The 22,211-nt window shown below is 47.7% G+C and carries 23 protein-coding genes and 1 pseudogene; 19 read left to right on the forward strand and 5 right to left on the reverse strand.

Annotated elements, in window-relative coordinates:
• Positions 1-40 precede the first annotated feature (40 nt).
• The 13 genes from rpsA to AKG43_RS00655 all read left to right on the forward strand — a co-directional run bounded on the left by rpsA (position 41) and on the right by AKG43_RS00655 (position 13,396).
• On the forward strand, positions 41-1,726 hold the full coding sequence (gene rpsA / locus AKG43_RS00595; RefSeq protein ID WP_054598635.1) for a 30S ribosomal protein S1: 1,686 nt from the start codon (positions 41-43) through the stop codon (positions 1,724-1,726).
• 7 nt (positions 1,727-1,733) lie between these two features.
• Positions 1,734-2,042 carry an integration host factor subunit beta gene (locus AKG43_RS00600; protein WP_054598636.1) on the forward strand — a complete coding sequence of 103 codons (309 nt, stop codon included), beginning with the start codon at positions 1,734-1,736 and terminating at the stop codon, positions 2,040-2,042.
• A gap of 185 nt (positions 2,043-2,227) precedes the next feature.
• The gene (gene zapE / locus AKG43_RS00605) at positions 2,228-3,388 is read left to right on the forward strand and encodes a cell division protein ZapE (protein WP_054598637.1); all 1,161 of its coding nucleotides are present in this window, start codon (positions 2,228-2,230) and stop codon (positions 3,386-3,388) included.
• Positions 3,389-3,468: 80 nt separating this feature from the next.
• Positions 3,469-3,894 (forward strand): nucleoside-diphosphate kinase, encoded by a 426-nt coding sequence (gene ndk / locus AKG43_RS00610; RefSeq protein ID WP_054598638.1) that lies wholly within the window; start codon positions 3,469-3,471, stop codon positions 3,892-3,894.
• Between the two features lie 127 nt (positions 3,895-4,021).
• The gene (gene rlmN, locus AKG43_RS00615) at positions 4,022-5,116 is read left to right on the forward strand and encodes a 23S rRNA (adenine(2503)-C(2))-methyltransferase RlmN (RefSeq protein WP_054598694.1); all 1,095 of its coding nucleotides are present in this window, start codon (positions 4,022-4,024) and stop codon (positions 5,114-5,116) included.
• Position 5,117: 1 nt separating this feature from the next.
• Positions 5,118-5,882, forward strand: coding sequence for a type IV pilus biogenesis/stability protein PilW (gene pilW / locus AKG43_RS00620; protein ID WP_054598639.1), 765 nt, complete (start codon positions 5,118-5,120; stop codon positions 5,880-5,882).
• The gene (locus tag AKG43_RS00625) at positions 5,882-6,823 is read left to right on the forward strand and encodes a RodZ domain-containing protein (protein ID WP_054598640.1); all 942 of its coding nucleotides are present in this window, start codon (positions 5,882-5,884) and stop codon (positions 6,821-6,823) included. Before pilW ends, AKG43_RS00625 begins: the two co-directional genes overlap by 1 nt.
• Positions 6,823-8,094: a flavodoxin-dependent (E)-4-hydroxy-3-methylbut-2-enyl-diphosphate synthase gene (gene ispG / locus AKG43_RS00630; RefSeq protein ID WP_054598641.1), complete on the forward strand. Its 1,272-nt coding sequence runs from the start codon at positions 6,823-6,825 to the stop codon at positions 8,092-8,094. Before AKG43_RS00625 ends, ispG begins: the two co-directional genes overlap by 1 nt.
• A 74-nt stretch (positions 8,095-8,168) precedes the next feature.
• Complete coding sequence (locus tag AKG43_RS00635) at positions 8,169-8,567, forward strand: hypothetical protein (protein WP_332888951.1); 399 nt, start codon at positions 8,169-8,171, stop codon at positions 8,565-8,567.
• Positions 8,568-8,755: 188 nt separating this feature from the next.
• Entirely contained in the window at positions 8,756-10,051 is a 1,296-nt protein-coding gene (gene hisS / locus AKG43_RS00640) for a histidine--tRNA ligase (protein ID WP_054598643.1), read from the forward strand.
• Complete coding sequence (locus tag AKG43_RS00645) at positions 10,052-10,681, forward strand: tetratricopeptide repeat protein (RefSeq protein ID WP_054598644.1); 630 nt, start codon at positions 10,052-10,054, stop codon at positions 10,679-10,681. It abuts the gene before it with no gap.
• A 159-nt stretch (positions 10,682-10,840) separates the two neighbouring features.
• Complete coding sequence (der, locus tag AKG43_RS00650) at positions 10,841-12,298, forward strand: ribosome biogenesis GTPase Der (protein WP_054598645.1); 1,458 nt, start codon at positions 10,841-10,843, stop codon at positions 12,296-12,298.
• Positions 12,299-12,427: 129 nt separating this feature from the next.
• Positions 12,428-13,396, forward strand: a complete 969-nt coding sequence (locus tag AKG43_RS00655) for a calcium/sodium antiporter (RefSeq protein ID WP_054598646.1) — start codon at positions 12,428-12,430, stop codon at positions 13,394-13,396.
• A 227-nt stretch (positions 13,397-13,623) separates the two neighbouring features.
• Here AKG43_RS00655 and AKG43_RS00660 read toward each other — a convergent pair whose 3' ends face one another.
• The 4 genes from AKG43_RS00660 to AKG43_RS00670 form a co-directional block, all read right to left on the reverse strand.
• Positions 13,624-14,517: a cupin-like domain-containing protein gene (locus tag AKG43_RS00660; protein ID WP_231718072.1), complete on the reverse strand. Its 894-nt coding sequence runs from the start codon at positions 14,515-14,517 to the stop codon at positions 13,624-13,626.
• A 268-nt stretch (positions 14,518-14,785) separates the two neighbouring features.
• On the reverse strand, positions 14,786-15,319 hold the full coding sequence (locus AKG43_RS00665; protein WP_054598647.1) for an RICIN domain-containing protein: 534 nt from the start codon (positions 15,317-15,319) through the stop codon (positions 14,786-14,788).
• 142 nt (positions 15,320-15,461) lie between these two features.
• Positions 15,462-15,662, reverse strand: a complete 201-nt coding sequence (locus AKG43_RS13050; RefSeq protein WP_082402924.1) for a hypothetical protein — start codon at positions 15,660-15,662, stop codon at positions 15,462-15,464.
• Between the two features lie 116 nt (positions 15,663-15,778).
• The gene (locus AKG43_RS00670) at positions 15,779-16,675 is read right to left on the reverse strand and encodes an NAD(P)H-hydrate dehydratase (protein ID WP_054598648.1); all 897 of its coding nucleotides are present in this window, start codon (positions 16,673-16,675) and stop codon (positions 15,779-15,781) included.
• A gap of 97 nt (positions 16,676-16,772) precedes the next feature.
• Between AKG43_RS00670 and AKG43_RS00675 the strand changes: the two genes are divergently transcribed.
• Complete coding sequence (locus AKG43_RS00675; RefSeq protein ID WP_054598649.1) at positions 16,773-17,432, forward strand: cytochrome b/b6 domain-containing protein; 660 nt, start codon at positions 16,773-16,775, stop codon at positions 17,430-17,432.
• A gap of 21 nt (positions 17,433-17,453) precedes the next feature.
• Entirely contained in the window at positions 17,454-18,230 is a 777-nt protein-coding gene (locus AKG43_RS00680) for an MOSC domain-containing protein (protein WP_054598650.1), read from the forward strand.
• A gap of 36 nt (positions 18,231-18,266) precedes the next feature.
• Here the strand turns inward: AKG43_RS00680 and AKG43_RS11960 are convergent.
• Positions 18,267-18,919, reverse strand: a pseudogene (locus AKG43_RS11960) (IS1595 family transposase).
• 240 nt (positions 18,920-19,159) lie between these two features.
• Between AKG43_RS11960 and AKG43_RS00695 the strand changes: the two are divergent.
• From AKG43_RS00695 to AKG43_RS00710, 4 genes are all read left to right on the forward strand, one after another.
• Positions 19,160-20,683: an acetyl-CoA hydrolase/transferase family protein gene (locus AKG43_RS00695; protein ID WP_054598653.1), complete on the forward strand. Its 1,524-nt coding sequence runs from the start codon at positions 19,160-19,162 to the stop codon at positions 20,681-20,683.
• Positions 20,684-20,956: 273 nt separating this feature from the next.
• Positions 20,957-21,268 carry a YqjD family protein gene (locus AKG43_RS00700; RefSeq protein WP_054598654.1) on the forward strand — a complete coding sequence of 104 codons (312 nt, stop codon included), beginning with the start codon at positions 20,957-20,959 and terminating at the stop codon, positions 21,266-21,268.
• 213 nt (positions 21,269-21,481) lie between these two features.
• A complete protein-coding gene (locus tag AKG43_RS00705) occupies positions 21,482-21,901 on the forward strand; it encodes a phage holin family protein (RefSeq protein WP_054598655.1) in 420 nt (139 codons plus the stop codon).
• Positions 21,846-22,160: a hypothetical protein gene (locus tag AKG43_RS00710; RefSeq protein ID WP_156300588.1), complete on the forward strand. Its 315-nt coding sequence runs from the start codon at positions 21,846-21,848 to the stop codon at positions 22,158-22,160. The genes AKG43_RS00705 and AKG43_RS00710 overlap by 56 nt, the downstream gene beginning before the upstream one ends.
• The last annotated feature ends 51 nt before the right edge of the window (positions 22,161-22,211 follow it).

Genomic DNA, 22,211 nt, shown 5'->3' on the forward strand with positions numbered 1-22,211 from the left:
AACCCCGCACCCCTTGGCGGTGTATTGAAAAGAGTAATATATGACTATGGAAAATTTTGCCCAGCTGTTGGAAGAAAGCTTTACCCTTCAAGAGATGAATCCCGGTGAAGTGATTACCGCTGAAGTAGTGGCAATCGACAACAACTTCGTTACCGTAAATGCCGGTTTGAAATCAGAGTCTCTGATCGACGTGAGCGAATTTAAAAACGCACAGGGCGAGATTGAAGTAAAAGTTGGCGATTTCGTTACCGTAACCATCGAATCAGTTGAAAACGGTTTCGGCGAAACCAAACTGTCGCGCGAAAAAGCCAAACGTGCCGCCGATTGGATTGCTTTGGAAGAAGCCATGGAAAACGGCGACATCCTGTCCGGCGTAATCAACGGCAAAGTAAAAGGCGGTTTAACCGTTATGATCAACAGCATCCGCGCCTTCCTGCCCGGTTCGTTGGTTGACGTACGTCCCGTAAAAGACACCTCACACTTTGAAGGCAAAGAAGTAGAATTCAAAGTGATCAAACTCGACAAAAAACGCAACAACGTAGTGGTATCACGCCGCGCCGTTCTGGAAGTGACTTTGGGCGAAGAGCGCAAAGCACTGCTGGAAAACTTGCAAGAAGGCTCAGTGGTTAAAGGTATCGTTAAAAACATTACCGACTACGGTGCATTCGTTGACTTGGGCGGTATCGACGGCCTGTTACACATCACCGACTTGGCATGGCGCCGTGTGAAACACCCGAGCGAAGTGTTGGAAGTAGGCCAAGAAGTTGAAGCTAAAGTATTGAAATTCGACCAAGACAAACAACGCGTGTCTTTGGGTATGAAACAACTGGGCGAAGATCCTTGGAACGGCCTGACCCGCCGCTATCCGCAAGGCACCCGTCTGTTCGGTAAAGTATCCAACCTGACCGACTACGGTGCATTCGTAGAAATCGAACAAGGCATCGAAGGTTTGGTACACGTTTCCGAAATGGATTGGACCAACAAAAACGTTCACCCGAGCAAAGTTGTTCAGCTGGGCGACGAAGTAGAAGTGATGATTCTGGAAATCGACGAAGACCGCCGCCGCATCAGCTTGGGCATGAAACAGTGTCAAGCCAATCCGTGGGAAGAGTTTGCCGCCAACCACAACAAAGGCGACAAATTATCCGGTGCGGTTAAATCGATTACCGACTTCGGCGTATTCGTCGGCTTGCCCGGCGGCATCGACGGATTGGTTCACCTGTCTGATCTGTCTTGGACTGAAGCAGGCGAAGAAGCCGTACGCAAATACAAAAAAGGCGAAGAAGTGGAAGCCATTGTATTGGCGATTGATGTTGAAAAAGAGCGTATCTCTTTGGGCATCAAGCAATTGGAAGGCGATCCCTTCGGCAACTTCATCAGCGTAAACGACAAAGGTTCTTTGGTAAAAGGTACTGCTAAATCAGTAGATGCCAAAGGCGCGGTTATCGCCCTGTCTGATGATGTTGAAGCATATCTGCCTGCTTCCGAATGGTCTAGCGAGCGCGTGGAAGATCTGCGTAACGTATTGAAAGAAGGCGAAGAAGTGGAAGCTGTTGTTTCTACGGTAGATCGCAAAAACCGCAGCATCAAATTGTCTGTTAAAGCCAAAGATGCCAAAGAAAGCCGCGATGCTTTGAATTCAGTTAATGCTGCTTCAACTGCAAGCGCAGGCACCACCAGCTTGGGTGATTTGCTGAAAGCCAAGTTGTCCGGCGATCAGGAGTAATACAGGCATGACCAAGTCTGAATTAATGGTGCGTTTGGCAGAAGTTTTTGCTGAAAAAAACGGCACTCAATTGGTGGCCAAAGATGTAGAGTACAGTGTAAAGGTTTTGGTAGATACAATGACCCGCTCACTGGCAAAAGGCCAACGCATTGAAATCCGTGGTTTCGGCAGTTTCGATCTTAACCGTCGCCCCGCGCGTATCGGACGCAATCCTAAAACCGGCGAACGTGTGGAAGTACCTGAAAAATTCGTACCCCACTTCAAACCGGGTAAAGAATTGCGCGAACGCGTCGATCAAGCGATGTCAGACAAATAAGCAATGTAAACAAACGCTGCAGAAATGCAGCGTTTTTCTTTTTCTGTCTAATTTAATTTTTGTGTTTGATTTATTTTTGTCTCTTAATTTAAGCAAACCCAATCAGGCTTTTAATAATAAACACTTGGAGGCCGTCTGAAATCATTTATAATGGCAAACCTGTTTATTTGCTCTACATAACAATGATGACTAACAAAGAAAATCGGTTTGTAGCACCTGATTTCAGCAACCACAGCCCACTTACTTGGTATCAAGCGGCTTCTGAGCAACCGGCATTTATCCGCGACGAGGCGCAGGCTAAGGCAATCGAATATCTCGACCGTTTGTGGACGGAGTTGATGATGTTCAAGCGTAAGCGTAACCGTTTTTTGGGGCGCAGTTTGCGCTCTCCGCAATTGCCTAAAGGTTTGTATTTCTACGGAGGGGTCGGCAGGGGGAAAAGCTTCCTTATGGATGTGTTCTACGGCTGTTTGCCTTACCGGCGCAAACGGCGTGTGCATTTTCACGCGTTTATGGCAGAAGTTCATAAGCGCATGAAAACCCTGAAAAGTGAGGCTAACCCTTTAAAAGCTGTTGCGGCCGAGATTGCTAAAGAAACGCGGGTATTGTGTTTTGATGAATTTCATGTAAGTGATATTGCAGATGCAATGATTTTGGGTAGGTTGTTAGAAAATCTGTTCGAAAATGGGGTGGTGTTGGTTGCAACGTCTAACTATGCACCTTCGGAGTTATATCCTCAAGGGCAAAATCGAAGCAGTTTTTTACCGACCATTGCGCTGATTGAAAGTAAACTGACGGTTTTGAATGTGGATGGAGGTGAAGATTACCGTTTGCGTACTTTAAAGCCGGCCGAAGTTTTTTATGTGCCCGACAGCCCGGAAAATGAGGAAAAACTTGCAGCTTTGTTTGCGCAAGTCGCACACGGTAAAACCAAATCTCCCGAACCGATTATCATACACGGTCGAGAATTAATCTGTAATGCGCATGATGATAAGGCAATCTGGTTTGATTTCCGCACGTTGTGTTTTGGTCCGCGTTCCCAAGCGGATTATCTCTATTTGGCGGAAAATTATGAAATGGTGTTTGTGTCGGGTATTGAAAAGCTGAATGAAAGTGAAAAAGCCGAAGCACGCCGTTTAACGTGGCTGATAGATGTGCTATATGATTTTCGGGTTAAATTTTGCGCAACAAGTAAAGTGCCGGCAGAAGAAATTTATGTACAGGGCGATTTTGCGCATGAGTTTGTCCGCACGGTCAGCAGAATGGTAGAGATGCAGTCGGAAGAATATTTGGCACAGCCTCATTTGACTTTAGGTGTTAAAAACAAAAAAAATACTGATGTTTAACCTAAATAGGGGCGGAGTTTGATAAAATACGTGCCCAGCTTATTGTTTTCAGTTAATAATAAATGTAAAGGAACTTTTTCATGGCTATTGAACGCACTATTTCTATCATCAAGCCTGACGCGGTAGCTAAAGATGTTATCGGTCAGATTTACAGTCGCTTCGAAAATAACGGCTTGCGCGTTTTGGCAGCTAAAATGAAACATCTGAGCACAAAAGAGGCTCAAGATTTCTATGCTGTTCACAAAGAGCGTCCTTTTTTTGCCGATTTGGTTTCTTTTATGACCAGCGGCCCTGTAATGATTCAGGTTTTGGAAGGTGAAAATGCAGTAGCTAAAAACCGTGAGTTGATGGGAGCGACCAATCCGAAAGAAGCGGCGGCAGGTACGATTCGTGCTGATTTTGCAGAATCTATCGATGCGAATGCGGTTCACGGTTCGGATAGTCTGGAAAATGCTGCTAAAGAGATTGCATATTTCTTTAGCGAAAGCGAAATCTGCGCCCGTTAAACGTATATCTGTTGTGCTTCGGGCTGTCTGATGTTTCAGACGGCCTGAAGGTTTTTAAATGGCAGCTTTATAAATATTAAGCTGGATATATATAAAAAGCTTTCATTTAAAAGCTTAAATGATGAACATGAAAACCAACCTGCTGAATTTTGATTTAAACGGTTTAACCCAATACTTTGCTCAGATGGGTGAAAAACCCTTTCGAGCCAAACAAGTTATGCGTTGGATACATCAATCAGGTGCTTCTGATTTTGATGAGATGACCGACTTGGCTAAATCTTTGCGTGCAAAGCTAAATGAAAATGCCGTTGTGGAAGTGCCGAAGTTGATGACTGCCCAAGAGTCTTCAGACGGCACCCGTAAATGGTTGCTGGATGTGGGAACCGGAAACGGTGTAGAAACCGTTTTTATTCCTGAGTCGGAGCGCGGAACACTATGTATTTCGTCTCAAATCGGATGTGCATTGGAATGTACATTCTGTTCAACCGGGCGCCAAGGGTTTAATCGTAATTTGACTGCCGCAGAAATTATCGGTCAATTATGGTGGGCGAACAAAGCACTGGGAGTAACGCCTAAAAACGAGCGCATTATTTCCAATGTGGTTATGATGGGCATGGGCGAGCCTTTGGCAAATTTTGATAATGTGGTAACTGCATTGAATATCATGCTCGATGATCATGGTTACGGTTTATCCCGACGGCGCGTTACTGTTTCTACTTCGGGTATGATTCCTCAAATGGACAGGTTGAAAGAAGTTATGCCGGTAGCTTTGGCCGTTTCCTTGCATGCTTCCAACGATGCGGTTCGTGATCAGATTGTGCCATTGAATAAAAAATATCCGCTAAAAGAGCTGATGGCGGCATGCCGACGTTATTTGGAAAAAGCGCCAAGGGATTTTGTAACTTTCGAATACGTTATGCTTGACGGTGTGAATGATCAGGCTCAACACGCAAGAGAGCTGATTCAGCTTGTGCGTGATGTGCCCTGTAAGTTTAATTTGATTCCTTTCAATTCGTTTCCTAATTCGGGTTACAACCGCTCAACCAATGCCAATATCCAAGTATTCAGAGATATTTTGCAACAGGCGGGGTTCGTAGTAACAGTTAGGAAAACCCGCGGCGATGATATTGATGCAGCCTGCGGCCAGCTTGCCGGGCAGGTGAAAGACAAAACGCGCAGGCAACAGAAATGGCAACAGGTTATGTTGGAACAAAGGGGCTGATATGAAATTCAATACCGGTTTGGTTTGTGTGTTGATGTTGGGGTTGGGGGCATGCGCCGGAAGCGGTGTTAAGCAGCCTAGTGCGCGCGAGAGAGCCCATCAAGTGTCCAATATCAAAACGCAATTGGCGTTGGAATATATGCGCGGCCAAGATTACCGTCAAGCAGTTGCCAGTATTGACGAAGCATTGGCTGCCGATGCCAAAAATGAAAATGCTTGGTTGATACGTGCCCAAATTTATCAATATTTGAAGGTTAGGGATAAGGCGGAGGAAAGTTTCCAAAAAGCTTTATCTATTAAGCCGGCGAGTGCCGAAATCAATAACAACTACGGTTGGTTTTTGTGCAGTATTCAAAACCGCCCCAACGAGTCAATAGCTTATTTTGATAAGGCTTTGGCAGATCCTACTTATCCTTCTCCACATATTGCCAATTTAAACAAGGGTATATGCAGTGCAAAAATGGGGCAGTATTCTCTATCGGAGGCTTATTTCGAACGTGCTTTAGCGGCGGCTCCCCAATTTTTTCCTGTCTTGAAAGAGATGGCGCGGACCAAAATGCTTGCCGGCAATCTCAGCGATGCGGATTATTATTTCCGTCAGTATCAAAGTAAGGTGGATATGCTTGCTGCAGATGATTTGTTATTGGGCTGGAAAATATACAAAAACTTGGGGGATATTCAGGCTGCTTATGAATATGAAGCACAATTAAGGGCAAATTATCCGTATTCCGAAGAACTGCAAACAATTACAACAGGACGTTTGTAATGACTGATAATCAAAATACCGAACAATATTCTGCAAATAGTGTTGCAGCAGAATTAGGAATGAAATTGCGTCAGGCCAGGGAGCAGAAAGGTTTTTCTATCGGTGAAGTTGCCGAGCGCTTGAAGTTGTCTGCGCGCCAAATTGAAGGCTTGGAAAGCGGAAATTACGAAGGTATGCCCGAGTTGGTGTTTGTGCGCGGTTTTCTGCGTACTTATGCGCGTTTTCTAGGCTTGGACGAGCAAGAGGTTTCCGCCTATCTGGATCGGATTATGCCTCAAAGCCGCAGTAATGTTTATGCTGTGGAAAGAAACGGCAGTTCATCGTTAAACTATCAGCAAACCGAAGTAGCCAAAACATTTCCAAAATGGATTTTGGGTGTCGCATTATTGGCTTTAATCGGTGGGGGCGTTTATGTTTGGCAAAGCAAATCACAAACAGAATATGCTAAACAAAACGACACTATTGTTCCGCCCGAATTAAGCAGTGCTCCAACTAACGGTTTGAATGCGGATAATGTTTCTGTGGTTTCTATGGGCAGTGATGCAGTTGCTTCTGCTATTCTCAACCCGGTTTCTACTGCTTCGGGTGCGGTTGTAACGGCTGCTTCGGATTCTGTCGGTGCTCAAACAAACGTTTCGGTTGCATCAGGGGCTTCTCAAGATATTGTTGCCGGCGCGAGTGGTGCAACGCCTGTTGCCGCAGATGAGCTTTTGGTTAAAGTTTATTATCGCTCTAAATTGGTTATCAAAGATAAGAGCGACCAATTTGTGATTAATGAAATTGTGCCTGCCGGAAGCGAACACCGTTTTAAAGGCGGGGCGCCTTATAATGTTTGGATCGGTTATGCACCCGGTGCAACTGTGAATTACGGCGGTCAGGAAATCGCCGTTCGTAAGCATATGGTCGGTAAAACGACTTCATCATTTACCGCGGGACAGTAATGAGCAATTCCCCTATCAAACGAAGAGAAACCCATCAAGTTAAAATTGATCACTTAACCGTTGGTTCCGATGCGCCGGTAGTGGTGCAGTCTATGACCAATACGGACACCGCCGATGCCGCCGGTACCGCTTTGCAGGTGAAGGAACTAAGTGATGCCGGTTCTGAAATGGTGCGGATTACGGTTAATAGCCCGGAAGCTGCTTCTAAAGTTGCAGAAATCAGGAGCCGTCTGAACGATATGGGCTGTCAAACGCCTTTGGTAGGCGATTTTCATTTCAACGGCGAACGTTTGTTGCAAGAGTTTCCGGATTGCGCCAAAGCTTTATCAAAATACCGTATCAATCCGGGTAATGTGGGTAAAGGTGCGAAGGGCGATGAAAAATTTGCCTATATGATCCGCACGGCTGCCGAACACGACAAAGCGGTGCGTATCGGTGTGAATTGGGGATCGCTGGATCAAAGCCTCGCCAAGCGTATGATGGATGCGAACTTGGCATCGTCGGCTCCGCAACCGCCCGAGGCGGTGATGAAAGAGGCTCTGATTGTTTCGGCATTGGAATCTGCCCAAAAAGCAGTGGATTTGGGTTTGCCTGAAAACAAGATCATATTGTCGTGCAAAGTGAGTGCAGTGCAGGATTTGATTCAGGTTTACCGCAAATTGGGAGACAGCTGCCGCTATCCTCTGCATTTGGGTTTGACTGAAGCCGGTATGGGAAGCAAAGGCATTGTGGCATCTACGGCTGCGTTGTCCGTATTGTTGCAGGAGGGTATCGGCGATACGATTCGCATTTCTTTGACCCCCGAACCGGGCAGCCCGCGTACTCAAGAAGTTGTGGTTGCGCAAGAGATTCTTCAAACTATGGGTTTGCGCTCCTTCACGCCTATGGTAACGGCTTGTCCGGGCTGCGGACGCACAACCAGTACCGTATTTCAAGAGCTGGCCAGGGATATCCAGCATTATTTGCGTGATCAGATGGCAGTATGGCGGACACAATATCCCGGAGTGGAGTCATTAAATGTGGCGGTAATGGGATGTGTGGTTAACGGCCCGGGAGAAAGCAAATTGGCTGATATCGGCATCAGTTTGCCGGGAACGGGCGAAACACCTGTTGCTCCCGTATATGTTGACGGCGAGCGCAAAGTAACGCTCAAAGGCGATAACATGGCGGCAGAGTTTCTAGCTATTGTGCAGGATTATGTGGAAACCAATTACGGAGAGGGCGGAAAAAAGCGAAATGAAAGCCGGATTATTCCTATCCGTTCCGTATAATCGGTTTCCGTTATGTTCTTGTTTGAGATCGGCATAGAGCGGTTACCCAAATTTTAATAGTAAGGCAAATGATCATGGCAGACTTGCGCGAACTACTTCTAAGACTGTATCTGATTAATAACCCTCAAGTGGAGCACCAAGTGTTTATTTACACCTATCAGGGTGTAAGCGATATGGCTGTTAATCCTTTTCAGTTTGTAAGTGCCGAGTTGTTGGATAATGTTAAAAAAAGTGTGATTTTACAGAATCTTCCTTCGGGGGAAATGGTTCAGGCTTTTATCGTGCCGACCGGTTTGGCTGCTAGGCAACCGCAATGGGAAGTTGAAAATATTATGCTGTACGGTAATAAAAACGGTGTATTGGTTTCGATTGATTTGGATAAAGAAAGCATTGCCGAGTCCGACAAATACAAGCAGTTCGTTAATTTGACTTTCAGTATGCTGCGCCAGTTTACCAACGGCGGAGTCATTTAAATAATTTCAGACGGCCTGAGGTTTGGGGCCGTCTGAAAAATAACTAAATACAAAATAAAACCTTTCAAAAACTTCGGATGCGGATGCAGTTCAAAGCATAGCAGTGCACAAGGCAGAGCACCGCAAACGGGAGTTTCGCCAAGGTTTCAAAATAAACAATACAGATAACAATAACAGACTATCGATATATGGGACAAAAAATCCAAGCCGTTAAAGGCATGAATGATTTATTGCCGGTAGAGCAGAAAGATTTCCAACTGACCGCTCCTTTATGGCAGGCATTTGAAGAAACCGTGGCACGGTGGGCAAGACGTTTCGGCTATCAGCACATCCGTACTCCGATTGTGGAACAAACCAGTTTGTTTGTGCGTTCAATCGGGGAAGAAACCGATGTGGTCGGCAAAGAAATGTACACTTTTTCAGACTCCAACGATAAGCTGAGCCTTACTTTGCGCCCTGAAGGTACGGCATCTTGCCTGCGTGCGGTTGTCGAGCATAATTTGCTTTACAACGGCCCGCAGAAGCTGTGGTATATGGGGCCTATGTTCCGTAGGGAACGGCCGCAAAAAGGGCGCTACCGGCAGTTTCACCAAGTCGGTATCGAGGCCTTGGGGTTTGCAGGCCCTGACGTGGATGCTGAAATTATCGCAATGTCGGCAGCATTGTGGCAAGAATTGGGCATAAGCGAATATGTAAACCTTGAGCTTAACTGTTTGGGAAACCGTGAAGAACGTGCCGCACACCGTGATGCTTTGGTTGCTTATTTAAGCAGTCATGAAGAAAAGCTTGATGAAGATAGCAAGCGCCGTATGCACACCAATCCCCTGCGTGTTTTAGACAGTAAAAACCCAGATTTGCAGGATATTTGCAATGCCGCCCCTCGTTTGACGGAATATTTGGGCGAAGAGTCGCGCGTTCATTATGAACGGTTGAAAGCGATGTTGGACGGCTTGGGTATCGCATATATTGAAAATCCGCGCTTGGTTAGAGGCTTGGATTATTACAATCAAACGGTTTTTGAATGGACTACCGACAAACTCGGCGCCCAAGCAACCGTATGCGGCGGCGGACGCTATGACGGATTGATCGAAGAGTTGGGCGGCAAGCCCGCACCTTCCATCGGTTTCGGTATGGGGATTGAGCGTTTGCTGCTGTTGGTGCATGAGTATGGGTCATTGAGCTGTCAAACCGCAGCCGATGTTTACGCTATGCATCAAGGCGAAGGTGCCGATTTGCAGGTTATGAAATATGCCCAATTGCTGAGAGCGGAAGGATTTGACGTATTGCAACATTCAGGCAGCCAAAGCTTGAAAGCGCAAATGAAGAAAGCAGACGGCAGCGGTGCCCGTTTTGCACTTATTGTGGCTCAAAACGAACTTTCAGACGGCACCGTTACCCTTAAAGACATGCAGGGCAAGCACGAGCAAATAACGATTGATGCTGCTTTGTTGGCAACCACTTTACAACGATGGAAGAACAGTTAAATGGCAGGACACATCCAGGAACAAGAAGAACTTGAAAATTTCAAATATTTTTGGAGAAGTTGGGGGCGTTGGCTTTTTGGCGGCTTAGTGATTGCTGCGTTGGCTTACCTTGGTTATATCATGTATCAAGGACACAAGTTGGATAAGCGTCAAGAAGCGGCGGGTATTTTGGTAAAAATTGCCGAGAAAACCGAAGCGGGGGCCGACATCAAAGAAACACAAGCCGATTTGCAGAATTTACAGCAAAATTACAGCGATAGTTTGGCGGCAGCTCAAGCCACTCTGATGGCAGCGTCTTTGGAATTCGACAAAGGCAATTACGATGTTGCGGCAGGCCATCTGAATTGGGTGTTGAAACACCAAACATCCGCTCCTGTACAGGCATTGGCCGTTCAGCGTTTGGCCGTTGTGCAGTTGCAGCAGGGTAAATATGACGAAGCCCTGGCTACCTTGAACACTTCTGTGGATTCTGCTTTCGAACCCCTGATAACCGAAACCAAAGGCGATGTATATGCCGCTCAGGGTAAAAACAAAGAAGCGGTACAGATGTACGATCAAACTTTGGCAAAGCTGGCAAAAGATTCACCTAACAGAGATGCCGTGCAATTTAAAGCCGATCAGTTGAGATAAGGCCGTCTGAAAGATGAGGCTTGTCAAGTATATTGCTTGGCAAGCCCTTGTCTGTTTCAAAAATATGAACCCTCATATGTTTCAATACGCATTTTAAGATATTCAGTCAAATAAGATATTTAAGGCCGTCTGAAAACAACGGCTGAAGAAAGCATCACTATGAAACCCACAATTGCCCTTGTCGGCCGCCCGAATGTAGGCAAATCCACTTTATTTAACCGCCTTACCCGCACCAAAGATGCTTTGGTAGCCGATTTGCCCGGTTTGACCCGCGACCGCCACTACGGTCACGGCAAGGTTGGCGGTAAGCCTTATTTGGTGATCGATACCGGTGGTTTTGAGCCGGTGGTCGACAGCGGCATTCTGCATGAAATGGCCAAGCACACTTTGCAAGCCATTGATGAAGCGGATGCCGTTGTGTTTTTGGTTGACGGACGCACCGGTTTGACGCCGCAGGACAAGATTATTGCAGACCGTTTGCGTCAAAGCCCACGCCCCGTTTATTTAGCCGTTAATAAGGGCGAAGGCAGCAACCGTGCGGTATTGGCTGCCGAATTTTACGAGTTGGCTTTGGGTGAGCCGTATGTGATTTCCGGTTCGCATGGCGACGGTGTGTATGATTTGATGGAAGAAATTCTTGGATATTTTCCTGATGCAGAGGAAGATGAAGAACAACCCAAGCACCCCGTGTTCGCAGTAATCGGCCGCCCCAATGTGGGGAAATCCACTTTGGTTAACGCCATTTTAGGTGAAGAACGTGTGATTGCGTTTGATATGGCCGGCACAACCCGCGACAGTATCCACATTGATTTCGAACGTAACGGCAAACCTTTTACCATTATCGACACGGCAGGTGTGCGCCGTCGCGGCAAGGTTGAAGAGGCCGTTGAGAAATTTTCGGTTATTAAAGCCATGCAGGCGGTAGAAGCCGCCAATGTAGCGGTGTTGGTGCTGGATGCCCAACAAGATATCGCCGATCAAGATGCAACCATTGCCGGTTTTGCTTTAGAGGCAGGCAGAGCCTTGGTTGTGGCTGTCAACAAATGGGACGGCATCAGCGAAGAACGTCGCGAACAGGTTAAACGCGATATCGCCCGCAAACTGTATTTTTTGGATTTTGCCAAATTCCATTATATTTCCGCGTTGAAAGAGCGCGGCATCGACGGTTTGTTCGACAGCATTCAGGCCGCCTATAATGCGGCGATGATTAAAATGCCTACGCCCAAAATTACCCGTGTGCTTCAATCGGCGGTTGAGCGTCAAGCACCGCCGCGTGCAGGTTTGGTACGTCCGAAAATGCGTTACGCCCACCAAGGCGGCATGAATCCGCCCGTGATTGTGGTACACGGCAATGCCCTGCATGCTATTTCAGACAGCTACACCCGTTATCTGACCCAAACTTTCCGCAAGGCATTTAATCTTCAGGGTACGCCGTTGCGTATCCAATACAATGTTTCCGAAAATCCGTATCAGGAAGCGGAAGACAAGCCCAAGAAAAAACCTTTGCGTCGGGTGGCTTTGAGCAACCGCATCGAGAAGCGGGAAGGGCGTAAAGAAGAAAAAAGCCGTTTTAAAAAGAAAAACAAAGTAAGCGTGAAGAAACAGCACAGCAAATAGCAAGGCTAGGCCGAATGGATGCTGAAACCTTTATTTTCAGACGGCCTTCTTCAGAGTGATGCCGAATTTAAGCAAACACCGCCGTCACTTCAGGTAAAATACGCGCTTTTTTATATTTAGGACAAAATAATGTTATTGGCCTGTTTGGGTTTGATTTTCGGTTTGATATTGTTAACGATGAGTGCCGACCGCTTCATCGAAGGTGCGGCGGAAACCGCACGTCATTTCGGCATGTCGCCACTGTTTATCGGTATGGTGATTGTGGGCTTCGGTACGTCTGCGCCGGAAATAGTGGTTTCCCTATTGTCTTCTATGCAGGGGAACTCCGGTATTGCTTTGGGTAATGCCTATGGCTCCAATATCACCAATATTGCTTTGATTCTCGGTGTAACCGCTTTAATCAGCCCGATTTTCGTGCAACGGGGCATCATTGCGCGCGAGTTTCCGGTGTTGTTGGCTGTAACGGCGCTGACGGTTGTTTTGCTGCTGGACGGCGACTTGTCGCGTTGGGACGGTGTGATATTGATAGCGGCATTGATGGCGTCGTTTTTGCCTACCGTAATGAAAGCCTTGAAAGGTGGTGACAACATTGTGGAAGATATTGCCACCGAGTTTGAAAACGAAGAGAGCCGCATGTCGTTGCGTAAGGCTTTGATCGTGCTGGTTTTGGGCTTGATTGTGCTGGTGCTGAGTTCGCGCTTGCTGGTGTGGGGTGCCGTAACGATTGCCCAGAATTTCGGTGTATCCGATTTGGTAATCGGTTTGACCGTGGTGGCGGTAGGCACTTCCTTGCCTGAGTTGGCTTCTTCCGTGATTGCCGCACGCAAAGGTCAGCACGATATCGCTATGGGTAATGTGATCGGTTCTAATTTGTTCAATACATTGGCCGTTGTCGGTTTGGCCGCCGTGGTTGCACCCATGCAGCCGGGGCCTGAAGTGCTGAACCGCGATGTAGCCATCATGTCTGCCTTAACCGTAGCTGTATTCGGATTGTCGTGGTTGTTGAAAGGCCGTCTGAACCGTATGGTTGGTTTGGGTTTGTTGTTGGTTTATATTGCTTATACGGTTTATTTGGTTATGGACTCTTTCGGAGCGTAACGGGCTTTAGGCAGTTAGATTGTTGAATGCTGTATTAAACATAAGGCGGGTTTGAACACCCGCCTTATGTTTATTTTGAAAACCGATATTTCGATGCCTTTGAGAAACCTTCGCCTGCGGCCTTGCATTAAAAATAAGTTGATTGATTATGCGCTTGTGCCGCGATCACATTTGGGGGCAAGGGTCTGGTTTTATTTGCTTATGTAGGCATATCTATTGCCGCCGGTTTATCGCGGCATTCCCCGTGCCAGTGCTTTATTGGCCCGTTGAACGGCCAATTTTTCTTTCCAGTGCATATAGCGTTGGCGGTAACGTGCTTTCATCATGTTGTCGAATTTGCGTTGTACCGTCAGGTTCCAGATGCTGTGTGCCTTGACTGCCAAACTTTCGTCCCATGCGCGCAGGGAAAGAGAGAATGAACCGTCGAGATATTTCATCCAATGCCACCAGCCGGTCGGCATAAACAGAGTATCGCCGTGCTCAAGATGGCATTCGATGCCTTCGACGCCTTCCAATGCGGGAAAGCGGTCGGTATCGGGGTTTTCTACGCTGTAATCTTCCAAGGCGTAAGTTGCGTAGGGAATGCGGTAAAGCCTTTCTTTCCATTTGTAATCAAAAAGAATAATGTGTTTGCGGCCGAAATGGGTGTGGAAGATGTGCGCCATATCTATGTCGTAATGCAGAAAGGTTTCGGAGCCGATTCCGCCGAAAAACATGGTTGGGTATTTATCTAAAAAGCCGCCCATCAGATCTTTGGGAAATACATAATCGTTGAGCAGGGAAGGTGCGTGCTTGATAGGGTCGAACAAGAAAATACGCAAATCGGTAGGTTCGCGTTTGATCAAGTCGATATAGTCGCCAAACTTCATTTCTGTGCTGGCGGCATTAATCGGTGCGGCCGGGTCGGCTTTGCTGCTGTCGTAAAGCGGTACGGTAATGTCACCGATCACTTCTTTCATGTAATCCAACGACCATTTTTCGTATGCCGGCCATTGTTTGCTCATGTTTTTAATCACGAGGGGGCGGCGCGGTTTAAGGTAATGACGGCGGAAGTCTTCGCGGCTGATGTCATCTACAACATCAATCGGTGTCAGTTTGAAACCCATGGCGGTTATTTTCATCAATCAGCTATAAAAAATAGATTTTAGTTAAATTTTGACGGCTGGAAAACTGCTATAAGGCAAAAATTTTTAATCCGGGTGATTGGCATCGACAGATAAATACAAAACATCGGAAACAGTTTTTCCAGAGGCTTCAATACAGTCAGTCAACTTATTAACTTTTACTACGGTGCAGCAACGCCATAGAGGAAATAAAGTTTATTGGCCATAAAACCATGCCTGCCGTAATAGGGTATCCGGCAGGCATGGGTTTTATGGAAAGGGCGGATTAATAGCGGGAAAAGTTGAAGCGTTGGCCGATACTGCCGTCGCAGCGGTACATGCGGATTTGATTGCCGTGTTTGCCCGCATCCAAACATTTTCCGTTGAGCGCGCTGCGGATGGTGCGTCCGTCGCGATACCACTGCTGGTTTTTACCGCCGTGGCAGGCGTAGGCGATTACGGGCGTGCCGTCTTCCGTTCTGCCGCCGGCAACATCGAGGCACTGGCCTTCTACCATGATGCGGTTGCGGGAAAGGGTAAATTGTTGGTTAGGCTCGCCGTGGCACGGGTAGGTAATCATGCCTTTGTAGTCGGAACGGCTGTGATCGACGCATTTGCCGTCTGCGCTGCGGATAAGGTGTGTGCGGGCTTCTCTGGAATCTTCGGAAGGATACGGATAACGGGGATAGGTTTTACGTTCCGGTGCGGGCTTGTCGGCACGTGTATCGTTGTTGAGATCGGGAAAGCCGATGGGCGGTTCGATGTAGATGCAGCCTCCGGCCAGCAAGGGTAAAAGGAGTAAAGCGGCTTTCGTTTTCATATTATTAAATCCTTATAAAGATTGTGCGGGATGAACTGATGGGTGTGTTGCGGCAAACGGGCAACACGGGTCAGGCTGTATGTATATTACCCTTGCAAAGTGTATAAAATATGATGCTTGGGGTTAAAAATGGTCAGCGTAATTAATAAGGATGAGACCTATGCAAAACCCCCAGATGTGGATGCAGTTCAAGGCGTAGCAGCACAGCGAGTGCAGACATATCATATAGATAGGCAAACGAGCGAGCAGCGCACAACGCAGAAATGCGCCGCAGATGGGGGTTTGCAAAGGTCTCAGGATGTTTGAAGTTTAGGCCGCTGCGGCGGGTTGAATATGAAAAGATGAATGGATATCGTTGGGAAATACTTTCAGACGGCCTATTGCGTTTAGGGCATGTCGAGGCCGTCTGAAAAGGCAGATTGTTGAAAACAGGCATTGCCAAAGTTTGAAGTGTCGGGATTATTTTTGAGCAGCAATAATCTGATTGCGCAGCCAACGGGCAGCGGGGGCGATTTCGCCGGCCAACATGCCGGTTTCGCCGATTTCGGAATCTTTCAATACATCGGCAGCGGCTCCGTGCAGCCACACACCGCCGCGCACGGCCTGTTCGGTGTCTATGCCTTGAGCCAGCAGGCTGCCGATGATGCCGCTGAGCACGTCGCCGCTGCCTGCCGTAGCCAAGCCCGCATTGCCGCTGAGGTTGGTATAGAGGCTGCCGTTCGGGCTGCATACTAAACTATGACGGCCTTTGAGCACGGTGTAGGCATTAAATATACGGCTGATCTCGGTTACTGCTGCTTGGCGGTTTGACTGTATATCGGCGGTGGCGGTATTCAGCAGACGGGCGGCTTCGGCGGGGTGGGGCGTCAGTACGAGTGTGGGGTAGTCGCGCGCCAAAGCGGTTAGATCGGCGTGGCGGGAAAGCAGGGTAACGGCGTCGGCATCGAGCAGCAGCGGGGTTGAGCGGTCGGGGGCGGTAAGCCGCGTATGCAGTAAGGCAAGGGCTTCGGAGCAGACGTCCATGCCGCATCCCATAACCCAAGCATGAATGTCGCTGCGTTTTTGGAGTGCATTGCCGGTGGAAAGCATGATTTCGGGGCGTTCGGGAATAACCGGCAAGGGCAGGGCGGCTTGGTTGAATCCTGCCCAAACTTTACCGCAGCCGCTGTAAATGGCGGCGGTGGCGGCAAGAATAACCGCTCCGCTCATGCCCGATGCACCGCCGATAACGGCCAAGGTGCCGTGGGTACCTTTGTGGCTTTGCGGGTCGCGCGGGGCGAACACTTGTGGAAACTGCGCGGCGGCTTCAATCTGGGCAGGCAGGCAGCCGCTGGTATAATGGTTTACGAACATCATGATGCCTTTGTGTAAATCTATTACAATAGCAGGTGTTCAGACGGCATCGAGGCCGTCTGAAACGGCACAAACCATCATATAAGAACGAAAGAATTTTATGAAGCAGAAATTGAAAGTTTGGGATGTTCCCACGCGGCTTTTTCATTGGACTTTGGTCATCGCGATTGCATTTATGTGGTACAGCGCCGAAACCGGCGGCAACCTGATGGTATGGCATTTGCGTGTAGGCTTATTGATATTGGGGATGATTGTGTTCCGCCTGTGTTGGGGTATTTGGGGCAGCGACACCGCCCGTTTCGGCAGTTTTGTACGCGGCCCGGCACAGATTAAACGCTATCTCAAAGGCGAAATCACCGAAAACGAACAGCCCGGCCATAATCCGCTGGGTGCGCTGATGGTGTTAGCGCTGTTGGGAGCGGTATCGTTTCAAATTATCACCGGCTTGTTTGCGCCGGACAACAATGCTTTTGTTAATAACGGCTTCTTAAACGGATGGGTGAGCGAAGATACCGGTAGCCTGATCCATACCCTGCACGTTCAATTTTTCAATTACCTGTTGGCACTGATCGCCGTGCATGTGGCCACCATTTTCATTTATAAATTCGTTAAAAAACACAACCTGATTACCCCTATGATCACCGGCTACAAATATCTTGAAGGCAAGCTGCCGGTAATCAAGTTTGCCGGAGCAGGCAAATTGCTGGCAGCATTGGCAGTGGCGGCGGGTGTTGTGTGTGCGGTATGGTTCGGTGCGTAAACTCGGAAGAGGCCGTCTGAAATGAAGCTGACTTCAATTACCCGTTACCCTGTGAAATCAATGGGCGGAAACAGGCTGGAGCAAAGCGCGGTTGCCGCCGTCGGTCTTCCGCACGACCGCGAATGGCTGGTGGCCACACCGCAAGGCGGTTTTATCACCGCGCGCAAATTTCCGCAGATGCTGTTGTGGAAAACCGATGTAGCCGGCGATGTGCTGACTTTAACAGCCCCAGACGGCAGCAAGCGTACCGTTTCCACCGGTGAAACGGCTGTTCCTGCCGATGTAACGGTGTGGAAAGATCATTTTCCAGCCTATTACGGCAGCGCAGAAACAGACGCATGGCTTTCTGAAAAACTCGGCACCGATGCCCGCCTGTATTGGCTGGGCAAGCAGAGCAAGCGGGTGTTGGCTGCTGCACAAACGCCGCTTTCTTTTGCCGACAGCGCTCCGTTTATGCTGACCAATACCGCTTCGCTCGACAACCTTAATGCAATGCTTGATGCGCCTGTGGAAATGGAGCGTTTCCGTGCCAACTTCGTGGTGGCAGGCTCCGAAGCCTACGAAGAAGAAAAGTGGCGGCGCATCCGCATCGGAGAAGTGGAATTTGAATACCTGAAGCCGTGTACCCGCTGTGTTATGACAACGGTAGATTTAAAAACAGCTAAGAAAGACCCGTTTCAAGAGCCGCTCAGCACCTTGGCCGTTGCACGAAAAGCCATATTCGGCGTGCACTTGATTGCTGTGAACACAGGCGTGGTGAAAGCGGGTGACGAAGTGGAAGTTTTATCTTATCAATAAGCACGTTAAAAAATTAGGGGTTGAAGTAGATTAGCCCTAAATACTACACCAAAGCCTCAGAGTTTTTAACTGCTGCTTTGGTGCGCCGAAGTTAAAACGAAATTCACATTCTTTCAAGAACAACGGGAACGATTTACGGTCGATACCGTTGTATTTGCGCAGTACCCGTTTTGCCTGATTCCAAAAATTTTCAATACCGTTGATGTGGTTTTGACGGTCGGCAAACAGTTTGCTGTGGTTGATGCGGTGATGGGTAAAACCACTTACTTCCAAAACATCATAACTGCTCAGGCAATCTGTATAAACCATACTGTCCGGCATAATTTTTTTTAATAACATGCAATAAGCTTTCCCGCTTAGCGTTTTCCACCACCACGGTATATACCTTGCCGCCGCGTTTGAGAATACCGAAAACCGCTACTTTCCCTGCGGTACCGCGACCACGCTTTCCTTTACGCTTACCGCCGAAATAGCTCTCATCGAATTCTATGCTTTCCTCAAAAACCTGATCTGCTTCCAAAGCCAGATGATGGCTGATGACGAGGCGGATCTTGCGGTAAAACAGTATGGCGGTGTTAGGTTGGATACCCAAGATATCGGCAGCGGAACGTGCGGTTACTTCCAATACAAAATAGTTCGGGCAGCTTTCTTTGTGTCGTCTTTTTTAATTTACAGTGGGTTATCTTCATTTTTGCAAAGGTCTCAGCCTATCATGACTGCTAATCTACGTCAGCCCCTTTTTATTTGATTTCAACAGCTTTATCAAATGCCGCCTACTTGTTGCAACAGCCTGCCTTTACACAATAAAACCTTTACTATATATTGCCATTTGAACCGGTTACGCCGTATTACACAGCGGCCGTTTGTTGATATATCAAACTGCCGGAAGCCGTGATCTCGCGGCTTCCGTTACCCGAGAGGAGACAGAAATGAGCGCAAATCACGCAGAACGCGTACAGCACGAAGGCCTCCGTGCCAAGATTATGTCGGCCGACCAAGCGGCCGAATTTGTTAAAAACGGTATGACTTTAGGCATCAGCGGTTTTACCGGCGCAGGCTATCCCAAAGCCCTGCCTACCGCAATCGCCGAACGTGCCAAAGCCGCACACGCCCGCGGAGAAGAGTTTGCCATCGGTATGATTACCGGTGCCTCGACCGCGCCGGAATGCGACGGTGTGTTGGCTGCCGCGAACTGCGTGAGTTTCCGTAATCCCTTCCAATCCGATCCCGGCATCCGCAACAGCATTAACGCAGGTAACATTTTCTATCAAGATATGCACCTTTCGCATGTTGAGCAGCAAATCCGTAACGGTTTTTACGGCGAAATGCAGATTGCCATTATTGAAGCCACCGGTATTACCGCCGACGGTAAAATCATTCCGGCAATGGGTATCGGCCATTGTAACGAAGTGCTCAAGGCGGCCAAGCAGGTTATCATCGAAGTTAACGCCAAACAGAATGCATTGCTGGAAACCATGCACGATGTGTATTTCGACGTAGGAACACCGCCCAACCGCCAACCGATTCCGCTGGTTAAACCCGACGACCGTATCGGTACGCATTATTTGGAATGCGATTTGGATAAGATCGTTGCCATCGTGTTAACCGATGCGTTCGACCGCAACAGCAAATTTGCCGATCCCGATGAAAATTCCAAGCGTATCGCTTCCCAAATCATTGATTTCTTCTCTCACGAAGTAAAAGCGGGACGTTTGCCGAAAAACCTGCTGCCCCTGCAATCAGGCGTAGGCAATGTGGCCAATGCCGTGTTGGCCGGTTTGCTTGATGCTCCGTTCGACGATCTGACCGGCTACACCGAAGTATTGCAAGACGGTATGTTGGATCTGATTATTGCCGGTAAAATGAAATCGGCCTCGGCAACCGCATTGTCTTTCAGCCCCGATGCTTTGCAACGCTTTAACGACAATATCGAGTTTCTGCGCGATAAAATCGTCTTGCGCCCGATGGAAATCACCAACAACCCCGAGCTTATCCGCCGTTTGGGCGTTATCGGTATGAACGCCATGATCGAAGCCGATATTTACGGTAACGTAAACTCCACTCATGTGATGGGTACGAAAATGATGAACGGTATCGGCGGTTCGGGCGATTTTACCCGCAATGCTTTCTTCTCGTTCTTCGTAAGCCCGTCGGTAGCCAAAGACGGTGCCATATCCTGCATTGTGCCGATGGTTTCGCATCACGACCACACCGAACACGACGTAATGTTCATTGTTACCGAGCAAGGTATGGCCGACTTGCGCGGCAAGGCTCCCCGCCAACGCGCCAAGCTGATTATCGATAACTGTGCCCACCCCGATTACCGCGACATGCTGCGTGATTACTTCGACCGCGCCGAAAAAGCAGGCGGTCTGCATACGCCGCACATGTTGAGCGAAGCTTTGTCTTGGCATCAGCGTTTTGTTGAAACAGGTGATATGCGTATCAAGTAACCTGCAACATTAATTGAATTGGCTCGGGCGTATCACTGTTTTACTTGTAAAGCGGTGCTCTATATAAAATATAAACAGCCCGATATACCAGCAAAGCCTTTTTGCAACCCATGCAAAAAGGCTTTATTGTTTCCGGTTGAAAAAAATTAACGCTATCTGACAGTTTTATTCATTCTATAACTTAAATATAAGTTGAATAATCTTATCTGAGCGCCATATAGGAAAAGCAGTAAAGAAGTTTTTTCCCAACCATTATCAGGAGGTAGCAGTAAGATGAAACACGATTTTGAACAACAAAAAGATGAATTGATGAAAGAAATCCGTTCGGTATTGAGCGATGTTGAAGACCTATACAACAACGGTGTTGAAGCAGGCACCGAAGAAGCCAAGGCATTGAAAGTGAAATTGCAAGATAAACTGAGCGCCGCTAAAGCGAAGTTTTCCGATTTCGAAGATCAGGCCGCAAGAAAGGTGAAAAACACCGCTAAGCAGGCTGACGAGCTGATTCAAGACAAACCTTACTACGCAATGGGCTTTGCTGCACTGGCCGGTTTGGTTGTGGGCGTTTTGTTGAACCGCCGTTAATATGCTGAACAGAGGCCGTCTGAAAACTTTCAGACGGCCTTTCATTGCCCGTTTGTATGCCGAATCAACAAGCCTGAAAATACCAATCAGGCCAAAATCAGAATTCGATAAAATATGGCACACCACATCATTCACACAACAGCATTCATATACAACAGCATTCATATATGGTTGATGTGTGGTTCAGACGGCCTTAATTCAAAAGGAATCAGTATGAATTTAAAAAGAAATATCAACCATTTTCAAATATTATTCAACCAAGGCATCGACCTGTTGCTGCTGCGTTTGCGGATGTTGCATCTCGATTTGAGCGAACAGGCCGGCTGCGTGATGAAGATTTTTGCCGCTATCGTCATTATCGGCGCATTGTTTGCCTTGAGTATTGTGAGCCTGTTGCTGGGTTTGAACCATGTGCTGAGCGACGAAGCCAAAATTTGGGTGTTTTTCGGCATTTCGGCAGCCTGTTTATTGATGATTCTTATTTTGGCAGTATGGGCCGTTTTATCATGGAAACACAAAAATTCGCAAATAGCCGGTACCTTGCGCAATATGCATGAAGACCTTGCCTACTTGAGCGGTGCCGCAAAACAAACAGCACACAAAGCAGGAGATAAAGATGGCCAAACGATCTGAAGAACGTAAAATTTTAGAAATGCAGGCTGAACTTGCCCGTTTGAAAATGACCGCCGAACATTTGAAAACCCGGAGAGCAAAAGAAAAAGATAACTTTTTTGAAAACAGCTTGAGTACCGTTGTCAGTTTGGCAGATGCAGTGCCTTCAAAAAATATATTGTTTAAAACCTTTTTTCTGCCGTTGGGCTGGAAATACCGCATTATTGCCGGTGCAGCATTGGCTGCGTGGAAGTTTTCACGTTTAACTTCAAAGCGTTGATATAAAATCAGCAGGATATAGAATCAGTTTGTAAACAGGCTCTTGAATTCT

It is taken from the genome of Neisseria sp. 74A18 (assembly GCF_001308005.1).
Lineage (GTDB): Bacteria > Pseudomonadota > Gammaproteobacteria > Burkholderiales > Neisseriaceae > Neisseria > Neisseria dumasiana.

Coding starts and splice junctions, on each gene's coding strand:
- rpsA (WP_054598635.1), top strand. CDS start 41: ATGACTATGGAAAATTTTGCCCAGCTGTTGGAAGAAAGCTTTACCCTT.
- AKG43_RS00600 (WP_054598636.1), top strand. CDS start 1,734: ATGACCAAGTCTGAATTAATGGTGCGTTTGGCAGAAGTTTTTGCTGAA.
- zapE (WP_054598637.1), top strand. CDS start 2,228: ATGACTAACAAAGAAAATCGGTTTGTAGCACCTGATTTCAGCAACCAC.
- ndk (WP_054598638.1), top strand. CDS start 3,469: ATGGCTATTGAACGCACTATTTCTATCATCAAGCCTGACGCGGTAGCT.
- rlmN (WP_054598694.1), top strand. CDS start 4,022: ATGAAAACCAACCTGCTGAATTTTGATTTAAACGGTTTAACCCAATAC.
- pilW (WP_054598639.1), top strand. CDS start 5,118: ATGAAATTCAATACCGGTTTGGTTTGTGTGTTGATGTTGGGGTTGGGG.
- AKG43_RS00625 (WP_054598640.1), top strand. CDS start 5,882: ATGACTGATAATCAAAATACCGAACAATATTCTGCAAATAGTGTTGCA.
- ispG (WP_054598641.1), top strand. CDS start 6,823: ATGAGCAATTCCCCTATCAAACGAAGAGAAACCCATCAAGTTAAAATT.
- AKG43_RS00635 (WP_332888951.1), top strand. CDS start 8,169: ATGGCAGACTTGCGCGAACTACTTCTAAGACTGTATCTGATTAATAAC.
- hisS (WP_054598643.1), top strand. CDS start 8,756: ATGGGACAAAAAATCCAAGCCGTTAAAGGCATGAATGATTTATTGCCG.
- AKG43_RS00645 (WP_054598644.1), top strand. CDS start 10,052: ATGGCAGGACACATCCAGGAACAAGAAGAACTTGAAAATTTCAAATAT.
- der (WP_054598645.1), top strand. CDS start 10,841: ATGAAACCCACAATTGCCCTTGTCGGCCGCCCGAATGTAGGCAAATCC.
- AKG43_RS00655 (WP_054598646.1), top strand. CDS start 12,428: ATGTTATTGGCCTGTTTGGGTTTGATTTTCGGTTTGATATTGTTAACG.
- AKG43_RS00660 (WP_231718072.1), bottom strand. CDS start 14,517: ATGAAAATAACCGCCATGGGTTTCAAACTGACACCGATTGATGTTGTA.
- AKG43_RS00665 (WP_054598647.1), bottom strand. CDS start 15,319: ATGAAAACGAAAGCCGCTTTACTCCTTTTACCCTTGCTGGCCGGAGGC.
- AKG43_RS00670 (WP_054598648.1), bottom strand. CDS start 16,675: ATGATGTTCGTAAACCATTATACCAGCGGCTGCCTGCCTGCCCAGATT.
- AKG43_RS00675 (WP_054598649.1), top strand. CDS start 16,773: ATGAAGCAGAAATTGAAAGTTTGGGATGTTCCCACGCGGCTTTTTCAT.
- AKG43_RS00680 (WP_054598650.1), top strand. CDS start 17,454: ATGAAGCTGACTTCAATTACCCGTTACCCTGTGAAATCAATGGGCGGA.
- AKG43_RS00695 (WP_054598653.1), top strand. CDS start 19,160: ATGAGCGCAAATCACGCAGAACGCGTACAGCACGAAGGCCTCCGTGCC.
- AKG43_RS00700 (WP_054598654.1), top strand. CDS start 20,957: ATGAAACACGATTTTGAACAACAAAAAGATGAATTGATGAAAGAAATC.
- AKG43_RS00705 (WP_054598655.1), top strand. CDS start 21,482: ATGAATTTAAAAAGAAATATCAACCATTTTCAAATATTATTCAACCAA.